Consider the following 22368-nt stretch of genomic DNA (forward strand, 5'->3'; position numbering starts at 1 on the left):
ATTACTATACCCTAAAACAAATAATACTTTCTTGGCACTTTAAACGCGCCCCTCTACTTTTTGCATTCCCACCTAACGTACTAAAATCCGAATCCACTTTATGCTCTTCTATCGAAGAATAAAGCCCCTTAGCGAAAGACATAAAGCTTTCGGCAGACAATCCGTTGCTGGCCTCTCCAGATGGAAATGTCAGAACCAAGTTCAGCTTTCGCGAATGACACCCGATTATTAGATCTCGTGCCGCTTGCTCAGATTGACTGCGCAGACTAAATCGCGAACTGGGGCGCTTCGAGATCTCGGGGTAACGCCCCCTCCCACTCACCTCAACTTCACGACCATGCGCAAGGGTTTCTAGAACGTGATAAAAGCGGCTGTAATGCACATCTGAGTACGGTGGATCAGCAAATACTAAGTCTCCCTCCTCTAGGGAGTTGATAGTTTCGCCAAAATCCATGACCCTCGCTGCGCCGATCTTTCCCGCACATCGCGAAGAGATAGTCTCGATAGCCTCAAAAAGTAATTTTTCGACAGGCCTTTGCCATGCTTCCATAATATGAATAGCAGATGTCGCAGTGGGTTGAAAAGGCTGGGCCGTATGACCAGGCGCCGCGGCGCACCGACTGGCGGTTTCAATAAGAGCAGCCAACGCCACAGAGCGATTATCAGGAACTCTTGGCAACGTCGCCCTTAAAGCGTCTAACATCAAAGCCTGCATGGGTGAAAAATAATGCCCACCATAAGCCTTGGTCATCGGAAATTGACTAGCTAGACTCTCAAGCAAGTTCGGAAGAACAGTTTCGCAAAAAACTCTCGAACGAATAACTAAAGAAATGATATCTCCAGTTGCCTTTGAATTTGGTTCGACAGACGCTTCCGCATTCGGAAACTTGTCAACAACAACCTTCACCAAGGAAGTTGCGCGCTTTATCCACGGCCTGAAAATTGCCGCAGCACTTACTGGCTCCGTGCGTTCAACCACAGAAGCAGCTCGGCAAACCGCAAACTTTTGTAGATCACCGGACATTATTGCCTTCTTAGTATTTTGAGCTAAATACCATGAAACAGCACCCGAGCCGCAGAAGGGATCAGCTATCGCATTAGCATCACTTGCCTCCTCAACTAACAGATCCCCTAAAAAGCTCAACAGTTTACCTTTATGCCCCATATACTTCATTAAATGACGTTCCAAACCATACATGCTTCAGGCCGAGTCAGCCTTACTGTATTCTTTAAATTGTCCTGCGCCCAAAGATCAGTCAAAACGACAGGGGTAGCATTAAAATGATCTAGCGCAAGCTCATAATCCTCATTTGTATCATAAGCATCGACACCGGATTTTTTATCCCACAGCCCCGCATGTTCAAACCAATTCGTCAACCAATCAGCAGTCGCTGTATTAGGTGTGACGGCCAAACTAGTCTTAGTAGCGAGCATGGACAAACGTAGTAGAAAGAATGCTCGACATAATACATTTTCAGTTTTAGAGTCCTGCGAAGAAGCAAGATCAAAAGGTTTGGTTTTATACTGGGTTGTGTCTAAACGCCGTGAGATGAGAGCCGGATCCGCCCCTGTATTAGTTACTATTGCACCAACGATTTGCTTCAGACAATCCTCAGATGTCCCCCCCATTCTCAGAGTCATCGCCGGCAATGCCTTGCTGACAAAATACGAAATTAATGTGCTATCAAACAGCAATCCAGAATCTTGAGGTAGAAGCAGCTTCCAGAGCATCAATATGAGATCGAGATCATCATGAGACATCCTAGATAAGGGTGAGTTAATCCAAAAGGCTTCATAACTGGAGGTATTTCGCGCTGTATGATCGGACTGTATTTTAGCGAGATCCATACCCCAGTTTTGCAGCGTCTTACTTGGATCAACGTATTGCAGCGACGTAAGTACGTTGGATAAAGAAACACTTGTGGTGAGCTTAATCTGGTCGCGAAATAATTTTGTCGCGTCAGGCCGCTTAACCCAATTTTTCCACAAACCCCACACAGCCGAATGCGTGGGTGAATGTATTACCGTTTTCTTATTGCCAAAGACGTCCAGATAATAGTGCGCATTCTGGCGAACTCTTATCCCGCTCCAACTCAAAAGGGAAAGCGCTGCGCGCAACTCAGCATAATATGCAAAATGCAGTGCAGTATGCTTTGAGTGATTAAGGTAAGCATTGGAGGCAGCCGAGGCATATCTCCAGCCCTCAATCATATGAAAAACCTGCTCAGCAGCGAGCTCTGCACCAGGGATTGGACTGGCTGCTGGACAAAGCAAGTCCTCAAATTTAGTTATTGGCCCTAACTGGTTGAAGCCTTTTTGCACCGTCAGACCACTAGCCGCGTTACATATAGCGGCGTAATCTGGTTTTGCCTTGCTCGCCTTGACAGCATATTTTGGGGCCATCATGCAATTCCTTGCAAACGACTAGCATGCAATGCAGCATCTGCAACAACCTTATCACTCGAGTTTACAAGATACTTAAAACACTCTTTCATCAACAAGGAGTAACCACTACTCCCGCGATATGCCGCTTGGGTTTTACTTTGATCTTCACCCAATGTTTTAGAACTGCTAGTGCGCCAGTCTAATCCTGAGTTAACGAGAGTATCTGCGATCGCCTTTAGAAAGGCATTGGCCTTTTTTAATCGCTCGAACTCAATAAATGCAGCTGTAACATCTTCGTCTTCAGGCTTATCCGATACCTCTTCAGACTCCCACTCCTCAAGACCTAGTCGCTCAAAAGATACGCGACTCATCGCATTAAAAATGATGAAAATTACTCGACAACCTTGATCAGTTGCCATAAGCGTATTGCTACCCGAAAAAGCAATATTCTTCGTAAATTCATTCTCATCTAGACTGCGTTGACTTCCGCTACTTTCTTCCTTCAGAGCTCTTACCCAAGGGGCTGCTGAGTTCTTAACTGCTTCATGCATGTGAGTCCAGCAAGCGATCAGATATGCCCCCTGCTGTGATCGTTTCCATGGCAAAACTCTTTCTTTTCCGTCCCTGTCTATAGAGCCAAAAAAGCCACCGGTTTTATTCTCTTTTCCCCAACGACGAACAAAACTCACTGTCAACGATCGAATAAAAGCCGCATTCGAAACGTGACCATCGATGCGATTACCATGCAATTCAATACGATCTTTCCAAGGGCTAAGATTATGGCGCCACATGACCTCAGTTAATTCTTGAGCCCGGTGTTCCTGATAAACCTTTATCCCTTCACCTCTTTCTAGCCAACTTTGACTGCGAAGTTCAGGATAAAGATCAAAAGCCAAACTCGTATTAATTTTTTTGGGCTCAACGTTAATAACCCAAAAAAGATACGCCTGCCAAGACTCGGACAATCCGTTAAAAAACACTACCGGAACTTCATACTCATCATCTTCGATGTCATTTCCAAGCTCATCTATCGAGAAGAGCCTATGCTGACCATCGATGATTTCAATTGGTTCCAGTATCGATTTACCGCCAACTCGACCTCCAGAATTAAAAAATTCAGGTATAGAGATAGAGTTAAATCCGCCTTGTTCGATTATGCTAAGCTGATGATCTTTGTCTAGCGCAACTTCTTTCCCGCCGCGCCGACGCGTTTCACCCGGCTGTATAATGTTTACTAGGATCGAAGTAGGCAGCCAGCCTGGATGAACTAATGTTTTGTGCTCTTCAGGATCCAAGCTTGGATCGTTGGAAATCGGATATCCGTATTTTATGTACCTTGCTATATTCTTAGATCGACTTGATTGGTGGGCGCGTTGGTAGCCAGCACCTTTTTCACCTTGCCTACGATCTTCAATATTTCGGCGACTGACACCTGATAAATTTCTGAGCGTCTTTAATGAAACCGAGGCGATATAAAATTCGTGCGGTGGCTCAGGTAAATCTTCTTGAACCCAATCGCTGAGCTCCCATGTTTTCAACCACTGTTTGACTTTTAGAAGTGGTATTTGGCTAGTTGTAGACATTCATAGTCCCTTTTTCCGTCTATTTCGAACTTCACATTTCCCGCTTATGGGAGCAGGGTTTAGTCGGTTCATCAATCCGTCAAAAAAAAAAACCATCATCTGATGGCAGCGTGCGATCAGGAGGATACCAGATGCCTTGCAGCCAATCCCCTATTTCCAGAGCGGAAGTGATGCGCCAAAAGCCAGTGTCCGACGAGCTGCTGCTTCCTACCGACACCACTTCAACAGATCGCCTTTTGCATACGGATCTCCACGCCCTCTGAGATGCGTGTAACGGCGAAGAGAGTTCCAATCCCTGTGACCCGAAACACTGGAGACTCTCGGAATGTCCCAATCCATTTCAAATAGTCGACTGACACCATCATGCCGTAAATCATGAAAATGCAGATCCTCGATCCCCAGTAGCGGACACGCACGGGTAAACGCCGCCGACACCGACTTGGCGTTGAATGGAAAAATCTCCCTCTCAGCCTTGGGCATGCTCTGCAGAATCGCCCATGCTTCATCCGGCAGATGGCACCACACGTCATTCCCAATTTTCTGCCCGGGATTTTTCATGTCGCGAACAAGGACAGCCTGACGAGACTCGTCGAGATCCTCCCAACGAATCCGCGTGATCTCCTCCTGCCGGCGCGTTGAGAAGATTGCAAAGGCGATCATCTTCGGCATGTGGATGGAATCGGGACGGCGCTTAAGTACATCACAGAAATGCGCCATGAGCTTATTCAGCTCCTCCAGCGTCGGCCGGCGATTACGTTCCTTGCTCTTGCTGACCATCCCCAGCTTGCGCAGCACCTTGCGCGCATCAGGCATAGCAAGTGGATCCACCTCATAACCCCACGCCGGCCGTGCGACGGACAGGACGGCTCCCAAGTGAGACAGATCATTACCGACCGTCTGCGCTTGAACACCGCCGCCCTCGTCGCTCATCCGCCACTGCGCAAACTCCACCAGCTTCTGACTGGTCAGCGCCGAGTCGTCGAGATCACCTAACCAGGTATCCTTGATCGCATTGAGTGTTGCGTTCTTTGTTTTACCCAATGGCCGGATCTTTTCGTACTCGTCCAAATACTGCTCGATCATCTTTCTGATCGTCACACCCTTGCGGTTCGCTCGCTCGATTGCACCAGGCTCGGCCAGCTCCGTCTCACGCCGCTTGATCCATGCCTGGGCGACCTGCTTACGGTCGAAGGTTTGGCTTTCCTGATAAACTGTGCGCCCATCCCGATTGATCCGTATCTGCGCCGTGTAGGCCGTCGAGTTGTCCTTGCGCTTACGTGATGTGATCGTGCCCATTTCCCGTTGCTACATTGCCGAATTCACTTGCTACATTGTAGCAACCGACTTGGAAAAACAAGCAAAAATGGGTAAAAACTGCTGTATAAAAGATCAGTATCAATGAATTTCGAAAAACCTGAAGCACCCGTAAACACTAGCCAAACCCGCTCCGAGCCGTCTCGCCGCTTCAGTGTGGCGCCGATGATGGATTGGACGGACCACCATTGCCGTTTCTTCCTACGCCTCCTGTCGAAGAACGCCCTGCTCTACACCGAAATGGTCACCACCGGCGCACTGCTCAACGGTGATCACGAGCGTTTCCTGCGTCACAACGAAGCCGAGCACCCGCTCGCGTTGCAGTTAGGCGGTAGCGTTCCGCTGGATCTGGCCGCCTGCGCCCGCATGGCCCAAGACCACGGCTACGACGAGGTGAACCTGAACGTCGGCTGCCCGAGTGATCGTGTGCAAAACAACATGATCGGCGCGTGCCTGATGGGGCATCCGCAGTTGGTGGCCGATTGTGTGAAGGCGATGCGTGATGCGGTGTCGATTCCGGTGACGGTGAAGCACCGGATCGGCATTAACGGGCGCGACAGTTATGCCGAGCTGTGCGATTTCGTCGGCACTGTTCGGGATGCCGGATGCACGAGTTTTACCGTGCATGCGCGGATTGCGATCCTCGAGGGGTTGTCGCCGAAGGAGAATCGCGACATTCCGCCGTTGCGCTATGACGTGGCGGCGCAGTTGAAGGCGGATTTTCCGGAGCTGGAGATTGTGCTGAACGGCGGGATCAAGACCATGGAGGCCTGCCATGAGCATCTGCAGACGTTCGATGGCGTGATGTTGGGGCGTGAGGCTTATCACAATCCTTATCTGCTAGCGGAGGTCGATCAGCAACTGTTCGGCAGTACCGCTCCGGTGATCAGTCGGGCTGAGGCGTTGGCGCAGTTGCGGCCTTATATCGCCGAGCATTTGCTGGCCGGTGGTGCGATGCATCACATCACTCGGCATGTGCTGGGCCTGGGCACAGGGTTCCCCGGGGCGCGCAAGTTTCGTCAGTTGTTGTCGGTGGATATTCACAAGGCCAAGGATCCGCTGGCGTTGCTGGATCAGGCGGCTGAGTTGCTTGAAGGGCGTTGATTGATGGTTTGAGTGTGCGGGCGGCGCATGAGCGTTGCCCGGTATTTTGATGTACTGACAGGATGTCTTTTGTTTATGCCCGCGTTTACTTTTTCAGGTTTCAAGCGTTTCACCCTCCTCGCCTTGTTCAGCTTCACTTCCGACGTTTATGCGCACTGCGATGGCTTTTGCATGGGCCGTACCGATACGCCGTGGGAGGTGACGCAGCTTTCCGGCTTCACTTTGGTGTCTTTAATCCTCGCACCTATTTCGTCTAGCCAGGAAACGACCGACAGTCACAAGCGTGTTTACTCTGCCGAGGAGCAAGAAGACGCGCGACTCTATCTGGCCAGCGACGGCATGCTGCAAGCCGCGTATTTCACCTCGGCCTTGCAGCGCTTTCGTCAGGAGTCGTCGGATTCGACGTTAAACGATCTCGCCGTGGCCGCGTTGATCAGCGCGCAGTGATCAGGCAGCCGCTGCGGCGGTCCAGTTGACCCATCCAAACAGCCACGTCGCCAGAATCAACAAACCAAACGCGATCCGATACCAGGCGAACGCGGCATAGCTGTGGTTGGCGATAAATTTCAGCAGGCCACGCACGGCGATCATGGCGAAGATGAACGCGGTGACGAAGCCGAGGGCGAAGACTGGCAGGTCGTTGGGTTGGAACAGGTCGCGGTATTTGTAGCCGGAATAAACGGCGGCACCAACCATGGTCGGCATGGCGAGGAAGAACGAGAACTCGGTGGCGGCTTTGCGCGAAAGGCCGAAGAGCAGTCCGCCGATGATGGTCGAGCCGGAGCGCGAGGTGCCGGGAATCATCGCCAGGCATTGTACGAAACCGACCTTCAACGCGTGGGACCAGCGCATGTCGTCGACATGTTCGACGCTGACTACATGGCTGCGCTGTTCGGCCCACAACATGACGATGCCGCCAACAACCAGGGCCACCGCAACGGTGATCGGGTTGAACAGGTATTCATGAATCGCGTCGGCGAATAACACGCCGAGGATAACGGCCGGGAAAAACGCGATCAGCAGATTAAGGGTGAAACGTTGCGCGTTGCGCTCGGTGGGCAGGCCTTTGACGATTTCGAAGATCTTCGGACGAAACTCCCATACCACAGCAAGAATGGCCCCCAGTTGAATAATGATGTTGAACGCCATCGCGCGTTCGCCGCCAAACTCGAGCAGGTCGGCGACAATAATCTGGTGGCCGGTACTTGAAATGGGCAAGAACTCGGTCAAGCCTTCTACCGCGCCTAATATCAACACCTGGAAAAGGGTCCAGAAATCCATTAATCCTCCGTCAGAGCACTCAGGGTGAGCGACCAGTCAATAACACTCAGGGGTTGAGTATCTGAGTTACACAATTGGCGCATATGAAGATCCAAAGATCGCAGCCTTCGGCAGCTCCTACATTTGGAATGCATTTCCATGTAGGAGCTGCCGAAGGCTGCGATCTTTTGATTTCGAAGAATAGGTCTAACGGACTGCCACACTCAAGTCATGTTAGTAATCGTCGGCCGACGAACTAAACGGAAAAAATTTACATCTATTACAACAAATATTTCAGTTCAGATATGAAGTGTGATCAACCTCACACATTGTTGACATGGCCAATCAATGGCAAAAGGACATAGACAAAGCCATCGCCACAAGCTCAAAATAGTGGCACCATCGCATATAGCCATCACCTACGCGTTAGTTCACAAGCCCGAGAAAATCAACTAAAAGCCTGAAAAGCTTAGTTATTGTTAGAAAACTCGGGAGACACGTCTAAAATCCGCGCAAATGTTACCAATTGTCAGTCACAGATGAGAACCGGTGCTTTAACATCCCGATGTCAGCACCTAATTCGAGTCAACGCATGATGCTCTCAGGGAACTTGGCGACGAGAAGTCCGCGCCCGACAAATGATGAATCCGGTGTTCTTGCTCTGGGTCGTACACTGGGTGTGGCTGATCATTTCAGATCGCTGATCGCAAAGCACGTGCAGCCCGATATGACCTTGGAAACAGGTGCTTTCACTAGTTCATATAAGCAGCACGGTTACATCGGTTCCTACCGCGCCATTTTCGTCATCATCGATAGTCCACAAGCCATCGAAGAAAATCTGGCCCTGGTGCAGAACCTGCGCGATGACAACTTGAAGCCGCTTATTTGCGCAATTGTCACCGGCCGCGGTGCCGTCAACAAGATCAAGTATTTCCTCGCCGGGGCGGATGCCTGTATCAAGCTCAATACATTGAGCGATGACAGCGAAGACTTGCTGGCGGAGTTCTTCAACAGCGAAGACTGGCAACGAGATATCAATCTGACGCTTGATCCGACGCGGATCTGCCTGATGGACAATCGGCGCAAACTGGATATCTCTTTCGCCGAAATGAAGATCCTCGAGGCCTTTGCGCACACCGGCAATCACATTCTGAGTCATGATGAAATCGCCAGCATCATGGGCCTCAACGCCAATTTCTACGACCCTCGGGCACTGGAAAAATCAATCAGTCGCTTGCGTGGAAAAATCAAGGACATGTATGGTACAAACGCGATTCAGAGCATCCGCGGCTACGGCTATCGCCTGATGCGGGGCCTGATATCGACTGCCTGAGTCTCGGGCAGTCTTCCCTTTTGCATACGTACGAAGGATCGTCTGATGCAGCCATATCGTTCCAATTGCGCCTCATACTTATTAAAACTCAAGCACTTGAATGAGCACGGCATCACGCCACATAACAATAAAACTCCATAACATAGCAGCAGATCGAGTGGAATTTATCGATGGCCATTTTCGGCCAGAACCCTGCCTACGATTACTTCCGAGGAAGTCATTGCTCGCCTGCCGATTTATCTTTTAGCCAATTTTGGTGTGTATTTAGGAGAGAGACATGGAAACGAGTACAACCCTCCCCAGAAAATATTTTGTTGTTGTGACGCACAGCACAACGTCGCAACGTGAACTGGAAAGCATCTTGTCCAGTGAGCGTTTCAATTCGTTTGGCACGTCGCAGGCACAAATGTTTGTTGAAGGTGTTGCTTCGCCCTCTTCCGCCCCGATGGTCATGGAGTTCAGTTACCCAAGCCTCAGCCGAAAGAATGTTGCGCGCAGTATCGAACATGATACTCAACGCATACTGGCCACTCTTGAAAATGAATGGCGAGCCGCGCAAACAGACAATCCGTTTCAAAGCTTCCCGACCCGCAGTGCAGAACGCGCTCATATCTCCAATGTCAGCGAGAGCACTGAGCCTTGCAGCGATACCTGGCATCTCGACGATGAACAAGGCGTGTTGCTCAAGGACAATGTTGCGATCAGCCTGACTGGCCTGGAAACCGCTCTGGTCAGGAAAATGCTGAGCCATGAAGAGCGCGTGGTCAGTCGTGATGACCTGATCATCAGCATTGGTCGGGAACCCGAGCAATACCGTGGCCTGGAAATGTGCCTGAGCCGATTGCAGGACAAGTTCAAGAGTGCGAGTAATGGCGAGCGATTGTTCCGAGCCGTAAGAAATCGCGGATATTGCCTGATCCAGGAAGTCGTTGCTTAATCACAAGCGACACACAAATCGAGACAAACAGATATAAAGTGCGACTACAACAACAAGAAGAGCACTCTGTTTGGTTTACCCTCCCTGATTCGATAAAAGCTTCCCTGCCTCCACCCTTCAACAGTAACAAATACGTCCCCGCTTTTTCATCCCCCGCTCTACGACCTTTTCTAACAGCCATCTATTGAATTATTAAAAAGTTGGCACTGTGCCATCTTGTTAGAACTCGTCAGACACCATTCCCGACAATAACTTAGTCTATTGGCTGACGACAGTTCGGCTCTCGATGTTGTTACCTCAAGACACTCGCTAAAACAAAAACAATAAGTCTGCATAACAACTCGGCTTTCAACTGTTGAAACCTGAATGGACGTCTTTTGGGGATATCGTATGGATCTTTCTCTCAGTATTAATCGAAGCACGGGCCTCAAGGGACTGACCTTTTGGGGCCAATGGGCGCTGGCACAGGCTTTCGTTGTGACGCTGCTGTTCATCCTCGCTGAACAGCACACCGGCACCGTCGCGTTCTACTACCGAATGTGCGCCACCCTCGCCGTCCTGGCCTCGGTGCCGGCTTACACATTCAGCGGCGTTTATCGCAAACGCGACAACTACCTGACCGGCCTCGGCCGCTTGTTCATGGGCTGGTCGATGACCATGGCCGCGCTGGCGTGCATCGCGTTTGTCTGCCAGGCCGATGAGCTGTTTTCCCGTCAGGTGATTCTCAGCTGGGCGGTGTATGGCTTCCTCGGTCAGGCGTTCCTCTACGCGCCGCTGCATGCGTTTTCCAAGTACTACCAGCGTTCGCGTAAAAGCGAACACCGCACGCTGATTGTCGGCACCGGCGAACTGGCGTTGGGCCTGGCGAAAAAGCTCAGCCAACTGGAAAACCTGCCGCTGATCGGTCTGGTCAGCAACGGTGACAAACCTGTTCTCGCCTCGGATGCACCGCGTGTCGTTGGCGCTCAGGACGAGTTGCTTGAGCTGATCGAAGCCCACGACATTCGCCGCCTCTACATTACTCTGCCGCTGTGCGAAGCCGCGAAAATCGAAGCGATGTATGTCGATTTGCTCGGCGCCAACGTCGATGTGGTGTGGGTGCCGGACTTGAACAGCCTGACCCTGCTCAACCACTCCGTGAAAGTCGTGGACGGCCTGCCGGCGATTTACCTGAACGAAAGCCCGCTGACCAGCCGCCCGACCGCTGCCCTGAGCAAGAGTCTGGTTGAGAAAACCGTGGCATTCCTGGCAATCATCGCCCTCAGTCCGCTGCTGTTGATCATCGCTCTGGCGGTGAAAATCAACTCGCCCGGCCCGGTGTTTTTCAAGCAGGACCGCCATGGCTGGAACGGCAAGGTGATCAAGGTCTGGAAATTTCGCTCGATGCGTGTTCACGATGACCGTGAAGTGAAACAGGCCAGCCGCAATGACTCGCGCATTACCGCAGTAGGCCGCTTTATCCGCCGCACTTCCCTGGATGAGTTGCCGCAACTGTTCAACGTGTTGCAGGGGCATATGGCGCTGGTAGGTCCACGGCCGCATGCGGTGGCGCACAACAATTACTACTCGGGCAAGATCCTCGCTTACATGGCGCGTCACCGAATCAAACCGGGCATCACTGGCCTGGCACAGATCAGCGGCTGCCGCGGTGAGACCGACACCATCGACAAGATGCAAAAGCGTGTCGAGATCGACCTGCAGTACATCAACAGCTGGTCGTTGTGGCTGGATCTGAAGATCCTGGTGAAGACGCCGTTTACGTTGTTGTCGAAGGATATTTACTGAGGCTCAGCGCTGCAGATCACAAGGGGACGAAAGTCCCCTTTTTTTTGGGCGGGATTTGGGTAACCAGTATCGACTACAGGTGCGCCCCCGTGGGAGCGAGCCTGCTCGCGAAAGCGGTGTGTCAGGCGATGGAGATGTTGGATGTGCCGGACCATTCGCGAGCAGGCTCGCTCCCACAGGGATTCGGGTGATGACCAGGATATGTGGCGTGACGCCGATCAAGTGTAGGAGTGAGCCTGCTCGCGAAAGCGGTGTGTCAGGCACTGGAGATGTTGGATGTGCCGGACCATTCGCGAGCAGGCTCGCTCCCACAGACCAGCGCTTACTCGGTAATCTTCTCGAAGTTGCGATAGAACATGTCCCCTTCCCGGCTATCCGTCATCGAGTGCAGTTGATAGCTGCGGCTCAGTCTGGCGCCGCCATCTCGGGTCAGTGGCGCCCAGACCAGGTTGGCGCGGCGCATGGTCGACATGCTCATCATTTCGTCGAACGGGATCGACAGGTACAGGCCTTTGTCGAAACTACCTTCACCATATTCCGCGCTGCTGGCCGTGGTGATGGTTGCCCAGGCACCGACGCGCACGCCGTTGAAGAACTCACGCGAGATGTCCACGGTGGTGCCCCAGTCTCCGGCCAGATAGCGACCGACACTGACCGCCGCCAGCGTGTCGAACGGCAGATCGGTATAGCCGGTGATATGCCCGGTCACGACCGAGTAATCGCGCAAGGCAAAGCCCTGATCGAAATCACGCTGGCGCACCCAGTTCAGGTCCGCGCCCAGCGACCAGCGCTCGCCGGTCGGGCGGAACAACACTTCCGCGCCGACGCCGGCAAACATCGATTCCAGATAACCGCCGTACACCATGCCGTACAGATCCTTGTCCAACTGCTCGGCATGGCTGAGCTGGAACAACGGCATGGTCGTGTTTGACGTGGTCAGGTACTGGCGCAGATCCGTACGCACGCGGGGCAATCCGCTCGGCGCGTCGTAGACGAATTTGTCGAAGTTGTTGACCAGGTTGGCGCTGAGCAAACCGCTCCACCAGGTGTTGCGGTTGAAGCGATATTCAGCGTCCGCATCAGCACTGAATTGATAGAGCAAACCGTCCGGGCCGCCGACGTTCTGCTTGAAGCCCAGACCCACGCCATAGCTGAAATGCTGCGGCGCTTCGGTATAGAGGGTCTTCTCGTTGTGCGGCATCGCCGGGTTGATTTCGGTGGTGCGGTGCAGCGCCTCCAAGGGCTCTTCGTTGTTGATCACTTCGCGGAAGGTCTGGCGCGGCAGGCTGGTTTCTTCCAGCGGCAAGTCGTAGCGCTTGTTGACCACGGTGAACCAGTCGATGTCGTCGTTGACGCTGTTGTCGAGAATCCGGCTCGCGCGGCCAACGGCTTTGGACGAATGGAAATAACGCTGCTGCTCGCCATAGACGATCAATTCGGAATCGCGCTGGCTGATGCGCTCGACCTTGTACCCGGCATTCTGCTGCAAACGCCGCGACACATCGGCCCAGTTGACCTGTGCCATCGAGGTCGTCGGCGCCTTCGCCGGCAGCGGTTCGGGGGTCGGATCGTAGGTCTTGGCCGGCGCCTTGCGGCTGACGAAATTGGTGTGAAAGGTCACGCCGAACATCGCCGTATTGCCCCGCTCCCACGCGGCGCTCAGGTCGATCGAATCGGTCACCTTGAACACCGCGCCGAGGTTGATCGGCGAGTCCTGTTTGATCTCGTTGTCCTTCGGCTCGTTCTTGTAGTCGTTGCCTTCGAATTCAAGCTTCAGACTCAGCCGATCCCACGGCGTCTGGTAGCTCACGCCACCAAACAGCGAAGGCTTGCCACGAAAGTACGAGCCGGAGTTGACGTCGCCGGTGCCTTCCAGCGCCGGGCGCGTATCGAAGCGGTTGCTGACGTAGCCCAGCGGGTTGTCGAAGTCGCCGCGATTACCGATGTAGCCCCAGGCAATGCCGGCGCTGAAGTCGAAATTGTCGAAGCGCTTGTTGGCAACGAAGAATTCGCTGGAGAACAAACCGGTACCACCGATATCTCGAAAGCCCAGCGCCACTTCCGGCGCCCAGTGGCTTTCCTGCCACAGGCGTACTTTGGCGTCGACCGCCTTGTCCTTGTAGCTTTGACTGCCGCTGAGGGCCTCCGAGCCGTACGGCCGGTTGGTGATCGCGGTGTAGCGAAACGAACCTTCGAGCCAGTCCAGCGGTTGCAACGACACGCTGTAGCGGCTGTAGGGATCGGTGCGGTTGGCATTGACGCTCAGCTCGCCGGCCGGGGCCATGCGCGCCGTCGGCGTCTGCAAAAGACCGGCGCCACCGAAGTCATTCTGGGTGATACGCGGCTCGGCGTGAGCCAGACCGCAGGGCAATAACAACACAGCTGCAAAACGTAACTTCAACGAACCACCTCGGCCAGCTGCGTGGCAATGAATTCGGCCAACTGCTGATTCAATTCAGGAAGAGGCGGATCAAGATCATCATTTTTTATCGGTACCAGAATCCTGCTGCCGGCCACCGGAAACTGCCCGGACTCGCGATTCCAGTGCGCGATGCCGACGCGCCGCGAGACGCCGTTGGGCTGGATCAACCACAGATAATCGGCCTCGGCATCGTCGAGAATCGAGCAGCCTTCCAGGTATTCACGGGCCTCCTGCAATGGCTGGTACGGCAAGTGACATGGCTCGGTGACCGCGCCCAACACCTGCACTTCATCAACCCGTTTCGGATAGATCAGCCGATCGCCGTCATCCAGACGAATGTTGCGCGCGAAGCCGACTTCCACCGCCACCGGATCGAGGTCAGCGATCTGCCGCCCGGTCACTGGCATCTGTCGAACTTCTTCAGCAACCCGCTGTGCCAGTGCCGCGCGGCTTGGCCGATTAAACAGCGTCGCCATGCGCTGCAGCACCTCGAGATCGAACAGCACACCAACCTTGAGCCGCGTTTGTTCCTCGACCAGCGACTGGCGCAACAAGCCGCCCGCCAGCCAATAGCCTTCGGCATTGGGCACGGCTTCGCTGATCACATCGAACAGGCGTCCACCCGGCGGCAATGCAATCGGCCCGGGATTGGCGACGTCGCCGGACACCGTGACAGCGGCCTGACTCGCCCCAGCGATCAGCAAAAGACCCGCAGCCAAAATGCTTAAGCGCTTCACGGCAGATGCCTGCGATCAGGAGTCAGCTGAACCAGCTTGACGCGCAATTGCGAGGTCAGTTGTTGCTCGCTTTGCAGAATGAAACCGTCCCGCGGGTCGACCCAGTAACGGTTGGTTGCGCTGAGGCCGATGGCTGGGGCGTCGATCTGTTCATCGATGCGCAGCACCGAGTAAGGCTTGTCGAGAATGTCCAGGGTTTCGGTGGCGCGGCGCGAGAAGCGGCTGTTGACGATCACGCCGACTTCCTGGCCTTTGTACAGATCGATCCAGCGCCGTGTGGTGAAACCGTCGGCGACGTGATGCAGGCCTTGCTTGAACGGCGAGTCATCAGCCAGCCGCGTGCCATCCAGATCACCTTGCAGGCCGAGGCCGATGCTGCGCACGGCGAGGCCATCGCGCAGCAGCAAAACCTGCTTGCCGGAGGCGACCCAGAATTGCAGGTCTTCGCGCTCGCGCACCAGCGCCAGTACACCTGAGCCGGATGGCGTGGTCAGTTTCAGTTGCGGGTAGTTGACCCCGGCGACTTCGGCCGCTGTCACATCAACCTCGTCGGGGCCGACGACGGCAGCCTTGAGGTTGTTCAGCGATGCGCTCATCAGCGGGTTACAGCCGCACAGCAACGAGGCCGCCATCAGGCAGACGCCCACTTTCAATAGGTTCACAGTCGGGCGGCCTTATTTGCTGTTGTTGCTGTATTCGCTCCAGTTCTTCGCTGCCGAAGCTCCGGTGCCGACAATCGACGCCGACGGCACCAACTGGCTGATGAAACGGTTCCAGCGAGTGACGTTGGCCGGGCCGACGTAGACGACATCCTGCGGCCGCACCTGAAAGTGCGAGGCCAGCGCCATGGCGGTCGGCGATTCGGCTTCGAGCTGATAGATCTTCGCCGGCTCGACGTCGAGATTTTCCACGCCGCGAATCACGTACACCGCGTTGCCGTTGGAACTGGTCTGACTCAGGCCACCGACCGAACCGAGCACGTCGGACAGGTTCATGGTTGCGGTCTTGAAGCTCAGCGCGCGCGGCTGGTTGACCTCGCCCATGACGTAGATGCGCTTGTTGTCGTTGTACGGCAGATACAGCTGATCGCCGCCCTTGAGGTAGACGTTCTGCAGTTCGGAATCCTGCTGATTGAGCGTGTCGAGATTGAGCGGATACACCCGCCCGTTGCGCGTCAGCAGCAGGCCCGACAAGTCGGCATTATTGGTGTCGATGCCGGCGGAACCGAGGGCCTCGACCACGCTCAGCGGATTGGTCGAAATCGCTTGCGGGCCGGCCTTCGTGACGGCGCCGGTGACCACGACTTTCTGACTGGCGAAGCGCAACACTGCAACGTCGACCTGCGGCTCGGCGATGAATGCCGACAAGCGCTGTTCGATGTCCGCGCGCAGTTGCTGGATAGTCCGGCCGGCCGCCTGGACTTCCTTGATGAACGGGTAATACAGCGTGCCATCGGAGCGCACCAGACGGCCGTTGGCATCGATCTGTTGTTGCGCGCCGGAGGGGGCAGTCAGCTCCGGGTGATCCCAGACGGTGATGTACAGCACGTCGTTGTTGCCGATGCGATATTCCGCCGGCGTCACCAGCAGTTCCGCCGGCAGCGACTCACGCTTCTGCGTGGCGCGGTTCATGGCGATCAGCTTCGGGGTGATCGGAATCAGCTCGACCCGACTGCTTTCGCTGGCACCCTGGCGGGTGATATCGCTGGTGCTCAGGTACTGGCCGGGGGAAAACATGCAACCTTGCAAAGCGAGACTTGCCAACATTAAAAGATAAACACTACGAGTCATAATGGCACTACGCTATTCAAGGGCGAATCCAAAAAACAAAGTCACCCGACTTGCGTCGGGCGACTCTGTACTGCACTAACAAATGTTCCTGTTAGTTATGCGTGCCGGTTGTACCGGTGGTACCCGTCGTACCGGTGGTACCGCCGTTGGCACTGCCACCGCTGTTGGACGCCGCTACAGCACTGGCAACCATTGCAGTACTGGCCGCGGGCGCTTGCGAAGCCGCCACACTGCCACCTACATTGGTTACCGCTGTCAACGGCGCTTCAGCGGCGGCAGCCCAGTTGCTCAACATCGTCAACAGGGCAACTGCCATCACTTTTTTCATAACAACTCCTTTCTAACATTCGAACTGTTAAAAAACAGATCTGTGTCAGAGCTGGTAGCTTTCAAGTCCGCAAAGAGCGCGAACAAGATCCGTTGTTCTTTCACAGTCCTGTGCAACTGCTAAAGTCGAACGGCAGGTTTATATCTACGGATTTGCAAATGGCATTGCCAGTGTAATTTCCCGACGTTATCTAACAACCTGACTGAAACTAACATCGGACTAAATGGCCATCATCGCGAATAACCATTGGGATGATTCGATTGCCAGCGCCAAGTGTCGGCGACCATGTCCTGCAAGTTGCGCGTGGCTTTCCAGCCGAGTTCTTTCGCCGCTTTCGAAGCATCGGCAAAACTCTCGGCGATATCACCGGCGCGGCGCGGCATCATCCGGTACGGCACCGGCCGCCCGCAGGCCTGTTCGAAGGCATGCAGCACTTGCAGCACGCTGTAGCCATCGCCGGTGCCGAGGTTCCAGGTGTGAATGCCGGTGCGCTCGCTGATCGACTGCAACGCTTTCAAATGCCCATCCGCCAGATCAACGACATGGATGTAATCGCGCACGCCGGTGCCATCGGCGGTCGGGTAATCGTTACCGAAGATCGACAGCTCGCGCAGGCTGCCGACCGCAACCTGGCTGATATACGGCACCAGATTGTTCGGGATGCCGTTGGGGTCTTCGCCCATGTGCCCGCTGGCGTGGGCACCGATCGGGTTGAAATAGCGCAGCAGCGCGATGCTCCAGCGCGGCTCGGCGAGGCTCAGGTCGCGCAGCACGTTCTCGACGATCAGCTTGGACTGGCCGTAGGGATTGGTCGGATTGCCCGTCGGAAAATCCTCGCGAATCGGCATCTCTTCAGGCTCGCCGTACACCGTCGCCGAGGAACTGAACACCAGCCGGAACACCCCCGCCGCCGCCATCGCCTGACACAGGGTGATGCTGCCGCCGACGTTGGTTTCGTAGTATTCGAGCGGCTTGCGCACACTCTCGCCCACGGCTTTGAGCCCGGCGAAATGCAGCACGGCGTCGATCTGATGCTCGCGGAAAATCCGGTCGAGCAGCGGCCGATCGCAGACATCGCCGCGAATCATCCATGCACTTTTGCCGCAAATGGCTTCAACGGCGTGAAGTGCTGCGTCGCTGCTGTTACAAAGATTATCCAGAACGACAACTTCATAACCTGCCTCAAGCAATGCAAGTGTGGTATGCGAGCCGATATAGCCGGCACCACCCGTTACCAGAATCTTCATAGCGCGGTCCGTCATTGAATAAATACCCGGAAGCGTGTCAAGCCATGCCTGGTGGAGATGCGGAGCAATTCACACAAACAGGGCGACAACAACCTCAAACAAATTTAGTTCAACCACTGGCAATAATTATTTTTGCCGGTCAAACTGTTTGACGGGTACTTATTAGCACTCCCTGGACACTTATCACTATCGACAGATACCGACTAAAAATAACTTATAACCAAGTAGTCGACATCTCATAACATTAGCGCTTTTTAACAGCGCAACTAATTGCCAGCAACAACCTGACTCGGGTATTAAAGTAAGCCTTCAATAATCATTGAAACTTGCCGCCACTTTTTGGTGCGCAACCGTCGCCTGTGTTCCATGACTGTCCAGGATACTTTTATGATTCGTAAATGTTTGTTCCCCGCTGCCGGCTACGGCACGCGTTTCTTGCCGGCGACCAAAGCCATGCCGAAAGAGATGCTGCCGATCGTCAACAAGCCGTTGATCGAATATGCCGTTGAAGAAGCACGGGACGCCGGCCTGCAACACATGGCCATCGTCACCGGCCGGGGCAAGCGCGCGCTGGAAGACCACTTCGACATCAGCTACGAACTCGAGCACCAGATCCGTGGCACCGAGAAAGAGAAATTCCTCGCCGGCACCCGCGAGCTGATCGACACCTGCACCTTCTCCTACACCCGTCAGGTGGAAATGAAAGGCCTGGGCCATGCCATTCTCAGCGGTCGCCCACTGATCGGCGACGAGCCGTTTGCCGTGGTGCTGGCCGACGACCTGTGTCTGAACCTGGAAGGCGACGGTGTGCTGTCGCAGATGATCCAGCTGTACAGGAAATTCCGCTGCTCGATCGTCGCCATTCAGGAAGTCCCGGCCGACCAGACCCACAAGTACGGCGTGATTGCCGGTGAGCTGATTTCCGAGGGTATCTACCGGGTCAACAACATGGTGGAAAAACCGGCGCCGCAGGACGCGCCGTCGAACCTGGCGATCATCGGGCGCTACATCCTCACCCCGGACATCTTCGACCTGATCGCCGACACCGAACCGGGCAAGGGCGGCGAAATCCAGATCACCGACGCACTGATGAAACAGGCGCAGAACGGCTGCGTGCTGGCCTACAAATTCAAAGGGCTGCGCTTTGATTGCGGCGATGCCGAGGGCTACTTGCAGGCGACCAACTTCTGCTACGACAACGTGTACCTCAAGGGCCGCTGAGACGCCCCCCCATCACCAGAGGCAGGCAACCATGAACATTGCACAACATTCGACAGAGATTGAACGTGAGGTGGGCAACCTCGGGGTGATGAGCTGGTTGTCGCGCCATCAACCGCTGCCCAGCGCCAACGAAACCTGGCTGGGCACGATTCTGCTGGTGGAGCGAATCGGCGTGTTCCCTGCGTCCGGCGATATTCGCCGGCCGCTGCGCGATCCTTATCCGCTGCTCGCGCACCTGAAGGCGTTGTATGGCGAACAGGCGCTGGAAATGGACGACCGCGATGGTCTGAAAGTGATCTTCAACGACTGGCGCTTTCGCGTGCGCATCTGCTGCAACGATCCGGCGATCATCATAAACGTGGAAACCCGTTGTGATGCGCGGTTGATGCCGCGCAAGCTTGACGAACTGCTGGGGCTCATCGATGCCTTCAAGCACGACGCCTGATCACCCGGGCGTCACGCCAATCCATTGTGGGAGCGAGCCTGCTCGCGAAAGCGGCGGCACAGTCAGCATTGATCGTTCCCACGCTCCGCGTGGGAATGCATCCAGTGACGCTCTGCGTCACGCTGCGGAGGGACGCGGAGCGTCCCGGGCGGCATTCCTTTGCTGCGCGTGGGAACGATCATGGTGGCGAGTCGTCGCAACCGGTACTCGTACCCGTTATCCAGCGATAAAAATAATCGGCAATCACCTTCCCGCCCGTGGCCGGCAACGGATGAATCCTGTCCGGGCCGATCATCGCGCTGGCGTAGCGTTTGACGTCGGGGCCGAATGCGCATTGCAGGTTGGCAAAACCGAGCTGCTGTTCACTCGCCCACGGCTCGAGCACCTGCGCATAGGCCGACATCGGATAAGCGCTGGAGCGCGTGGTGTCCTGACGCATGATCAGGTTGATGCTCGCCGCCGGCTGAATCTCGCGCAGCATGCTCACCAGGCCCTGAACGTTTTGCAGGTACTGCGCAGGTTTGACGCCGAAGCCCTGATCGTTGCCGCCGAGCATGATCAGGTAAACGTCGGCCGGGATTTTCGACACCACGGCTTTCCATTGCGTCTGCCACTGTCGATCGGCGTGGTAGAAATCCGCCGATGCCGCGCCGGAGGCCGCCAGTTTCGACACCCGAATGCCCTTCTCATCATTCGTCATCCAAAGGCCGAACAACGTGGGCGCGCCCTTCACCACTTCCAGTCTGAATGACCAGTCTGCGGCTGATGGAACGCCCGCTAGCGCGACTTCCTGAACGCCTGAGCCTGCGAGTTTCAACGGTTGCCAGTCTTGCAGGGGCGACCAGCGATAGCGCAGCTCGTCGGACTCGCCATTGCCCAGATACAACAGTTTCGCCTGAGTGACCGTGGTATCGATGCGCGGCGAAGGGCTGGTATCGACTTGCAACCAGGCGCCCGGCTTGCCGCTGATCGTGCGACTGTCCGGACTGGCCTGGCCCAGCTCGGAAACCTTCCAGCCGCCACCGAAGTATTTGTCGCTGCTGCGGGTGTATTTGAAATGCGTGCCGCCCAGCGCCGCGCCGTGGTTGAAACCGACGTAACCGGGGCCGGCGAAACCCACCTCGGCGGCCACTCGCTGCACCAGTTTGTTCAGGTAGAAATCCTGCCCGGCGGTGTAGCTGTCGCCGATCACCGAAACCGCCAGCACCTTGCCCGCCTTGCCCTCGCGCCACTGCGCAAAGCGCTGGCGGGCATCGTCTATCGTGATGGCCGAAGTGGCGGCGGGTTGTGGGGCGTCTACTGGCATCATTGAATATTTCCTTTGTCCGGGATGGCCCCTTCGCGAGCAGGCTCGCTCCCACAAAAGACCTTGTGCAATTCACACAACCTCTGTGGGAGCGAGCCTGCTCGCGAAGCTTTCAGCTGTTCTGCGTCTGCACCACCGGAGCGACAATCACCGGTGCTTTTTTCTTCGCCGCGCGCTCGCCAAGGAACAGCACCGAGGTGAAATTGAACCGGCTGAACACCATCGCCAACAGCACCGGCCCGAGCAATCCACAACTCAGACCACCGAGCACCAGCAAGCTCTCATCCTTCACGCCGAGGCGCCCGAGGACAAACCGCGAGGTCGCTGCGAACAGCACATGAAACAAGAAAATCGCATAGGAATATCCGCCGAGCCAGGTCAGCGCTTTCGAGCGCATATCACTCGACAGCAATGCGATGCAAGACACGCACCCCACCGCCAAACCAATCAGGCTGCGGCGATCGACAATCAGCTCACGATCAATCGCCGCGACATACAACAGCGTCAGCGAGATCAGCACAAACAACAGCGGCCCGATCACCTTGAAGCGTTGCTTCAAAGCATCGACATTTTCCTGACCGATAATCCCTGCAACAAAAAACGGCAGCAGGTAAATCGCACCGTTGATACCGAACGCATCCAGCGGCAACGGCGGTAGCAGGAACAACACTGCCGCAAACGCAAACAAGCCATACAGCCGCGTCGCTGAACGCAGCAGGCCGCGCCATTCCAGCAGGCCGACGAAGATGAAAATGCTGAACACCGCCTGCAGGAACCAGAAGTGGTTGATCGGCACCCAGAACGACAACAACGCATCGATCACGCCGACGTCCTTGTTCACCCCCGGCCCCACCGCTTGCAGCACCGAGAACGGCACGCCGACGCAGAACAGCGGCACGATCAGCCGCCGCACCTTGCCGGCAAAGAACGCGGAAAAGTCATTGCCGCGAATCTTGTAGATCGAATAGATGTAGCCGGAGATGAACGTGAACAGCGGCATGCGCACGTACACCATCGAGTCGGCGATGACCCGGAACGGCGAGCCGATGTCGATCTTCAAACCGCCGCCCAGCGGGCCGATGACGTGATAGAGCACCAGCAGCAGGCACGCCAGGCCGCGCAGGGTTTCGATCTCCAGGGATTTTTTCTTGCTCGACATAGAGCACCTGCC

General features: G+C 55.2%; 20 protein-coding genes. 7 read left to right on the plus strand and 13 right to left on the minus strand.

Features of this window, described 5'->3' with window-relative positions; genetic code table 11:
* Positions 1-4 precede the first annotated feature (4 nt).
* The 4 genes from OC605_RS01225 to OC605_RS01240 all read right to left on the minus strand — a co-directional run bounded on the left by OC605_RS01225 (position 5) and on the right by OC605_RS01240 (position 5264).
* Entirely contained in the window at positions 5-1198 is a 1194-nt protein-coding gene (locus tag OC605_RS01225; protein ID WP_262136107.1) for a DNA adenine methylase, read from the minus strand.
* Positions 1174-2406, minus strand: a complete 1233-nt coding sequence (locus OC605_RS01230) for a hypothetical protein (protein ID WP_262136108.1) — start codon at positions 2404-2406, stop codon at positions 1174-1176. Before OC605_RS01230 ends, OC605_RS01225 begins: the two co-directional genes overlap by 25 nt.
* Positions 2403-3968 (minus strand): DGQHR domain-containing protein, encoded by a 1566-nt coding sequence (locus OC605_RS01235; protein ID WP_262136109.1) that lies wholly within the window; start codon positions 3966-3968, stop codon positions 2403-2405. Before OC605_RS01235 ends, OC605_RS01230 begins: the two co-directional genes overlap by 4 nt.
* A 207-nt stretch (positions 3969-4175) precedes the next feature.
* Positions 4176-5264, minus strand: coding sequence for a site-specific integrase (locus OC605_RS01240; RefSeq protein WP_262136110.1), 1089 nt, complete (start codon positions 5262-5264; stop codon positions 4176-4178).
* Positions 5265-5366: 102 nt separating this feature from the next.
* Between OC605_RS01240 and dusA the strand changes: the two genes are divergently transcribed.
* Together dusA and OC605_RS01250 are read left to right on the plus strand one after the other, a co-directional pair.
* Positions 5367-6386, plus strand: a complete 1020-nt coding sequence (gene dusA, locus OC605_RS01245; RefSeq protein ID WP_262136111.1) for a tRNA dihydrouridine(20/20a) synthase DusA — start codon at positions 5367-5369, stop codon at positions 6384-6386.
* 27 nt (positions 6387-6413) lie between these two features.
* Complete coding sequence (locus tag OC605_RS01250) at positions 6414-6833, plus strand: DUF2388 domain-containing protein (RefSeq protein WP_240783227.1); 420 nt, start codon at positions 6414-6416, stop codon at positions 6831-6833.
* On the opposite strand, the gene OC605_RS01255 is transcribed toward OC605_RS01250, so the two are convergent.
* Positions 6834-7667 carry an undecaprenyl-diphosphate phosphatase gene (locus OC605_RS01255; protein ID WP_056791442.1) on the minus strand — a complete coding sequence of 278 codons (834 nt, stop codon included), beginning with the start codon at positions 7665-7667 and terminating at the stop codon, positions 6834-6836.
* 571 nt (positions 7668-8238) lie between these two features.
* Here OC605_RS01255 and OC605_RS01260 point away from each other — a divergent pair.
* The 3 genes from OC605_RS01260 to OC605_RS01270 all read left to right on the plus strand — a co-directional run bounded on the left by OC605_RS01260 (position 8239) and on the right by OC605_RS01270 (position 11701).
* Positions 8239-8979: a winged helix-turn-helix domain-containing protein gene (locus OC605_RS01260; RefSeq protein WP_262136112.1), complete on the plus strand. Its 741-nt coding sequence runs from the start codon at positions 8239-8241 to the stop codon at positions 8977-8979.
* 277 nt (positions 8980-9256) lie between these two features.
* Positions 9257-9916, plus strand: a complete 660-nt coding sequence (locus OC605_RS01265; RefSeq protein WP_041477289.1) for a transcriptional regulator — start codon at positions 9257-9259, stop codon at positions 9914-9916.
* A 390-nt stretch (positions 9917-10306) separates the two neighbouring features.
* The gene (locus OC605_RS01270) at positions 10307-11701 is read left to right on the plus strand and encodes an undecaprenyl-phosphate glucose phosphotransferase (protein WP_016775452.1); all 1395 of its coding nucleotides are present in this window, start codon (positions 10307-10309) and stop codon (positions 11699-11701) included.
* Between the two features lie 322 nt (positions 11702-12023).
* On the opposite strand, the gene OC605_RS01275 is transcribed toward OC605_RS01270, so the two are convergent.
* From OC605_RS01275 to galE, 6 genes are all read right to left on the minus strand, one after another.
* On the minus strand, positions 12024-14102 hold the full coding sequence (locus tag OC605_RS01275; RefSeq protein WP_262136113.1) for a YjbH domain-containing protein: 2079 nt from the start codon (positions 14100-14102) through the stop codon (positions 12024-12026).
* Positions 14099-14860, minus strand: coding sequence for a capsule biosynthesis GfcC family protein (locus OC605_RS01280; protein ID WP_262136114.1), 762 nt, complete (start codon positions 14858-14860; stop codon positions 14099-14101). Before OC605_RS01280 ends, OC605_RS01275 begins: the two co-directional genes overlap by 4 nt.
* Positions 14857-15522, minus strand: a complete 666-nt coding sequence (locus OC605_RS01285) for a YjbF family lipoprotein (RefSeq protein ID WP_186566131.1) — start codon at positions 15520-15522, stop codon at positions 14857-14859. Before OC605_RS01285 ends, OC605_RS01280 begins: the two co-directional genes overlap by 4 nt.
* Before the next feature lie 12 nt (positions 15523-15534).
* On the minus strand, positions 15535-16596 hold the full coding sequence (locus tag OC605_RS01290; RefSeq protein ID WP_052269119.1) for a polysaccharide biosynthesis/export family protein: 1062 nt from the start codon (positions 16594-16596) through the stop codon (positions 15535-15537).
* A gap of 145 nt (positions 16597-16741) precedes the next feature.
* Entirely contained in the window at positions 16742-16978 is a 237-nt protein-coding gene (locus tag OC605_RS01295; RefSeq protein ID WP_016775457.1) for a hypothetical protein, read from the minus strand.
* 230 nt (positions 16979-17208) lie between these two features.
* Positions 17209-18225 (minus strand): UDP-glucose 4-epimerase GalE, encoded by a 1017-nt coding sequence (gene galE, locus OC605_RS01300; RefSeq protein ID WP_016775458.1) that lies wholly within the window; start codon positions 18223-18225, stop codon positions 17209-17211.
* 387 nt (positions 18226-18612) lie between these two features.
* Here galE and galU point away from each other — a divergent pair, with 387 nt between their 5' ends.
* Together galU and OC605_RS01310 are read left to right on the plus strand one after the other, a co-directional pair.
* A complete protein-coding gene (gene galU, locus OC605_RS01305; protein WP_041477294.1) occupies positions 18613-19446 on the plus strand; it encodes a UTP--glucose-1-phosphate uridylyltransferase GalU in 834 nt (277 codons plus the stop codon).
* Between the two features lie 31 nt (positions 19447-19477).
* Positions 19478-19891 (plus strand): mannose-1-phosphate guanylyltransferase, encoded by a 414-nt coding sequence (locus tag OC605_RS01310; protein ID WP_262136115.1) that lies wholly within the window; start codon positions 19478-19480, stop codon positions 19889-19891.
* A gap of 178 nt (positions 19892-20069) precedes the next feature.
* On the opposite strand, the gene OC605_RS01315 is transcribed toward OC605_RS01310, so the two are convergent.
* Together OC605_RS01315 and OC605_RS01320 are read right to left on the minus strand one after the other, a co-directional pair.
* Positions 20070-21200 carry an SGNH/GDSL hydrolase family protein gene (locus OC605_RS01315; RefSeq protein ID WP_262136116.1) on the minus strand — a complete coding sequence of 377 codons (1131 nt, stop codon included), beginning with the start codon at positions 21198-21200 and terminating at the stop codon, positions 20070-20072.
* A 109-nt stretch (positions 21201-21309) separates the two neighbouring features.
* Positions 21310-22356 (minus strand): acyltransferase family protein, encoded by a 1047-nt coding sequence (locus tag OC605_RS01320; RefSeq protein WP_262136117.1) that lies wholly within the window; start codon positions 22354-22356, stop codon positions 21310-21312.
* Positions 22357-22368: the final 12 nt, after the last annotated feature.

The organism is Pseudomonas sp. Marseille-Q5117 (genome assembly GCF_946901175.1).
Classification (GTDB): domain Bacteria; phylum Pseudomonadota; class Gammaproteobacteria; order Pseudomonadales; family Pseudomonadaceae; genus Aquipseudomonas; species Aquipseudomonas iranensis.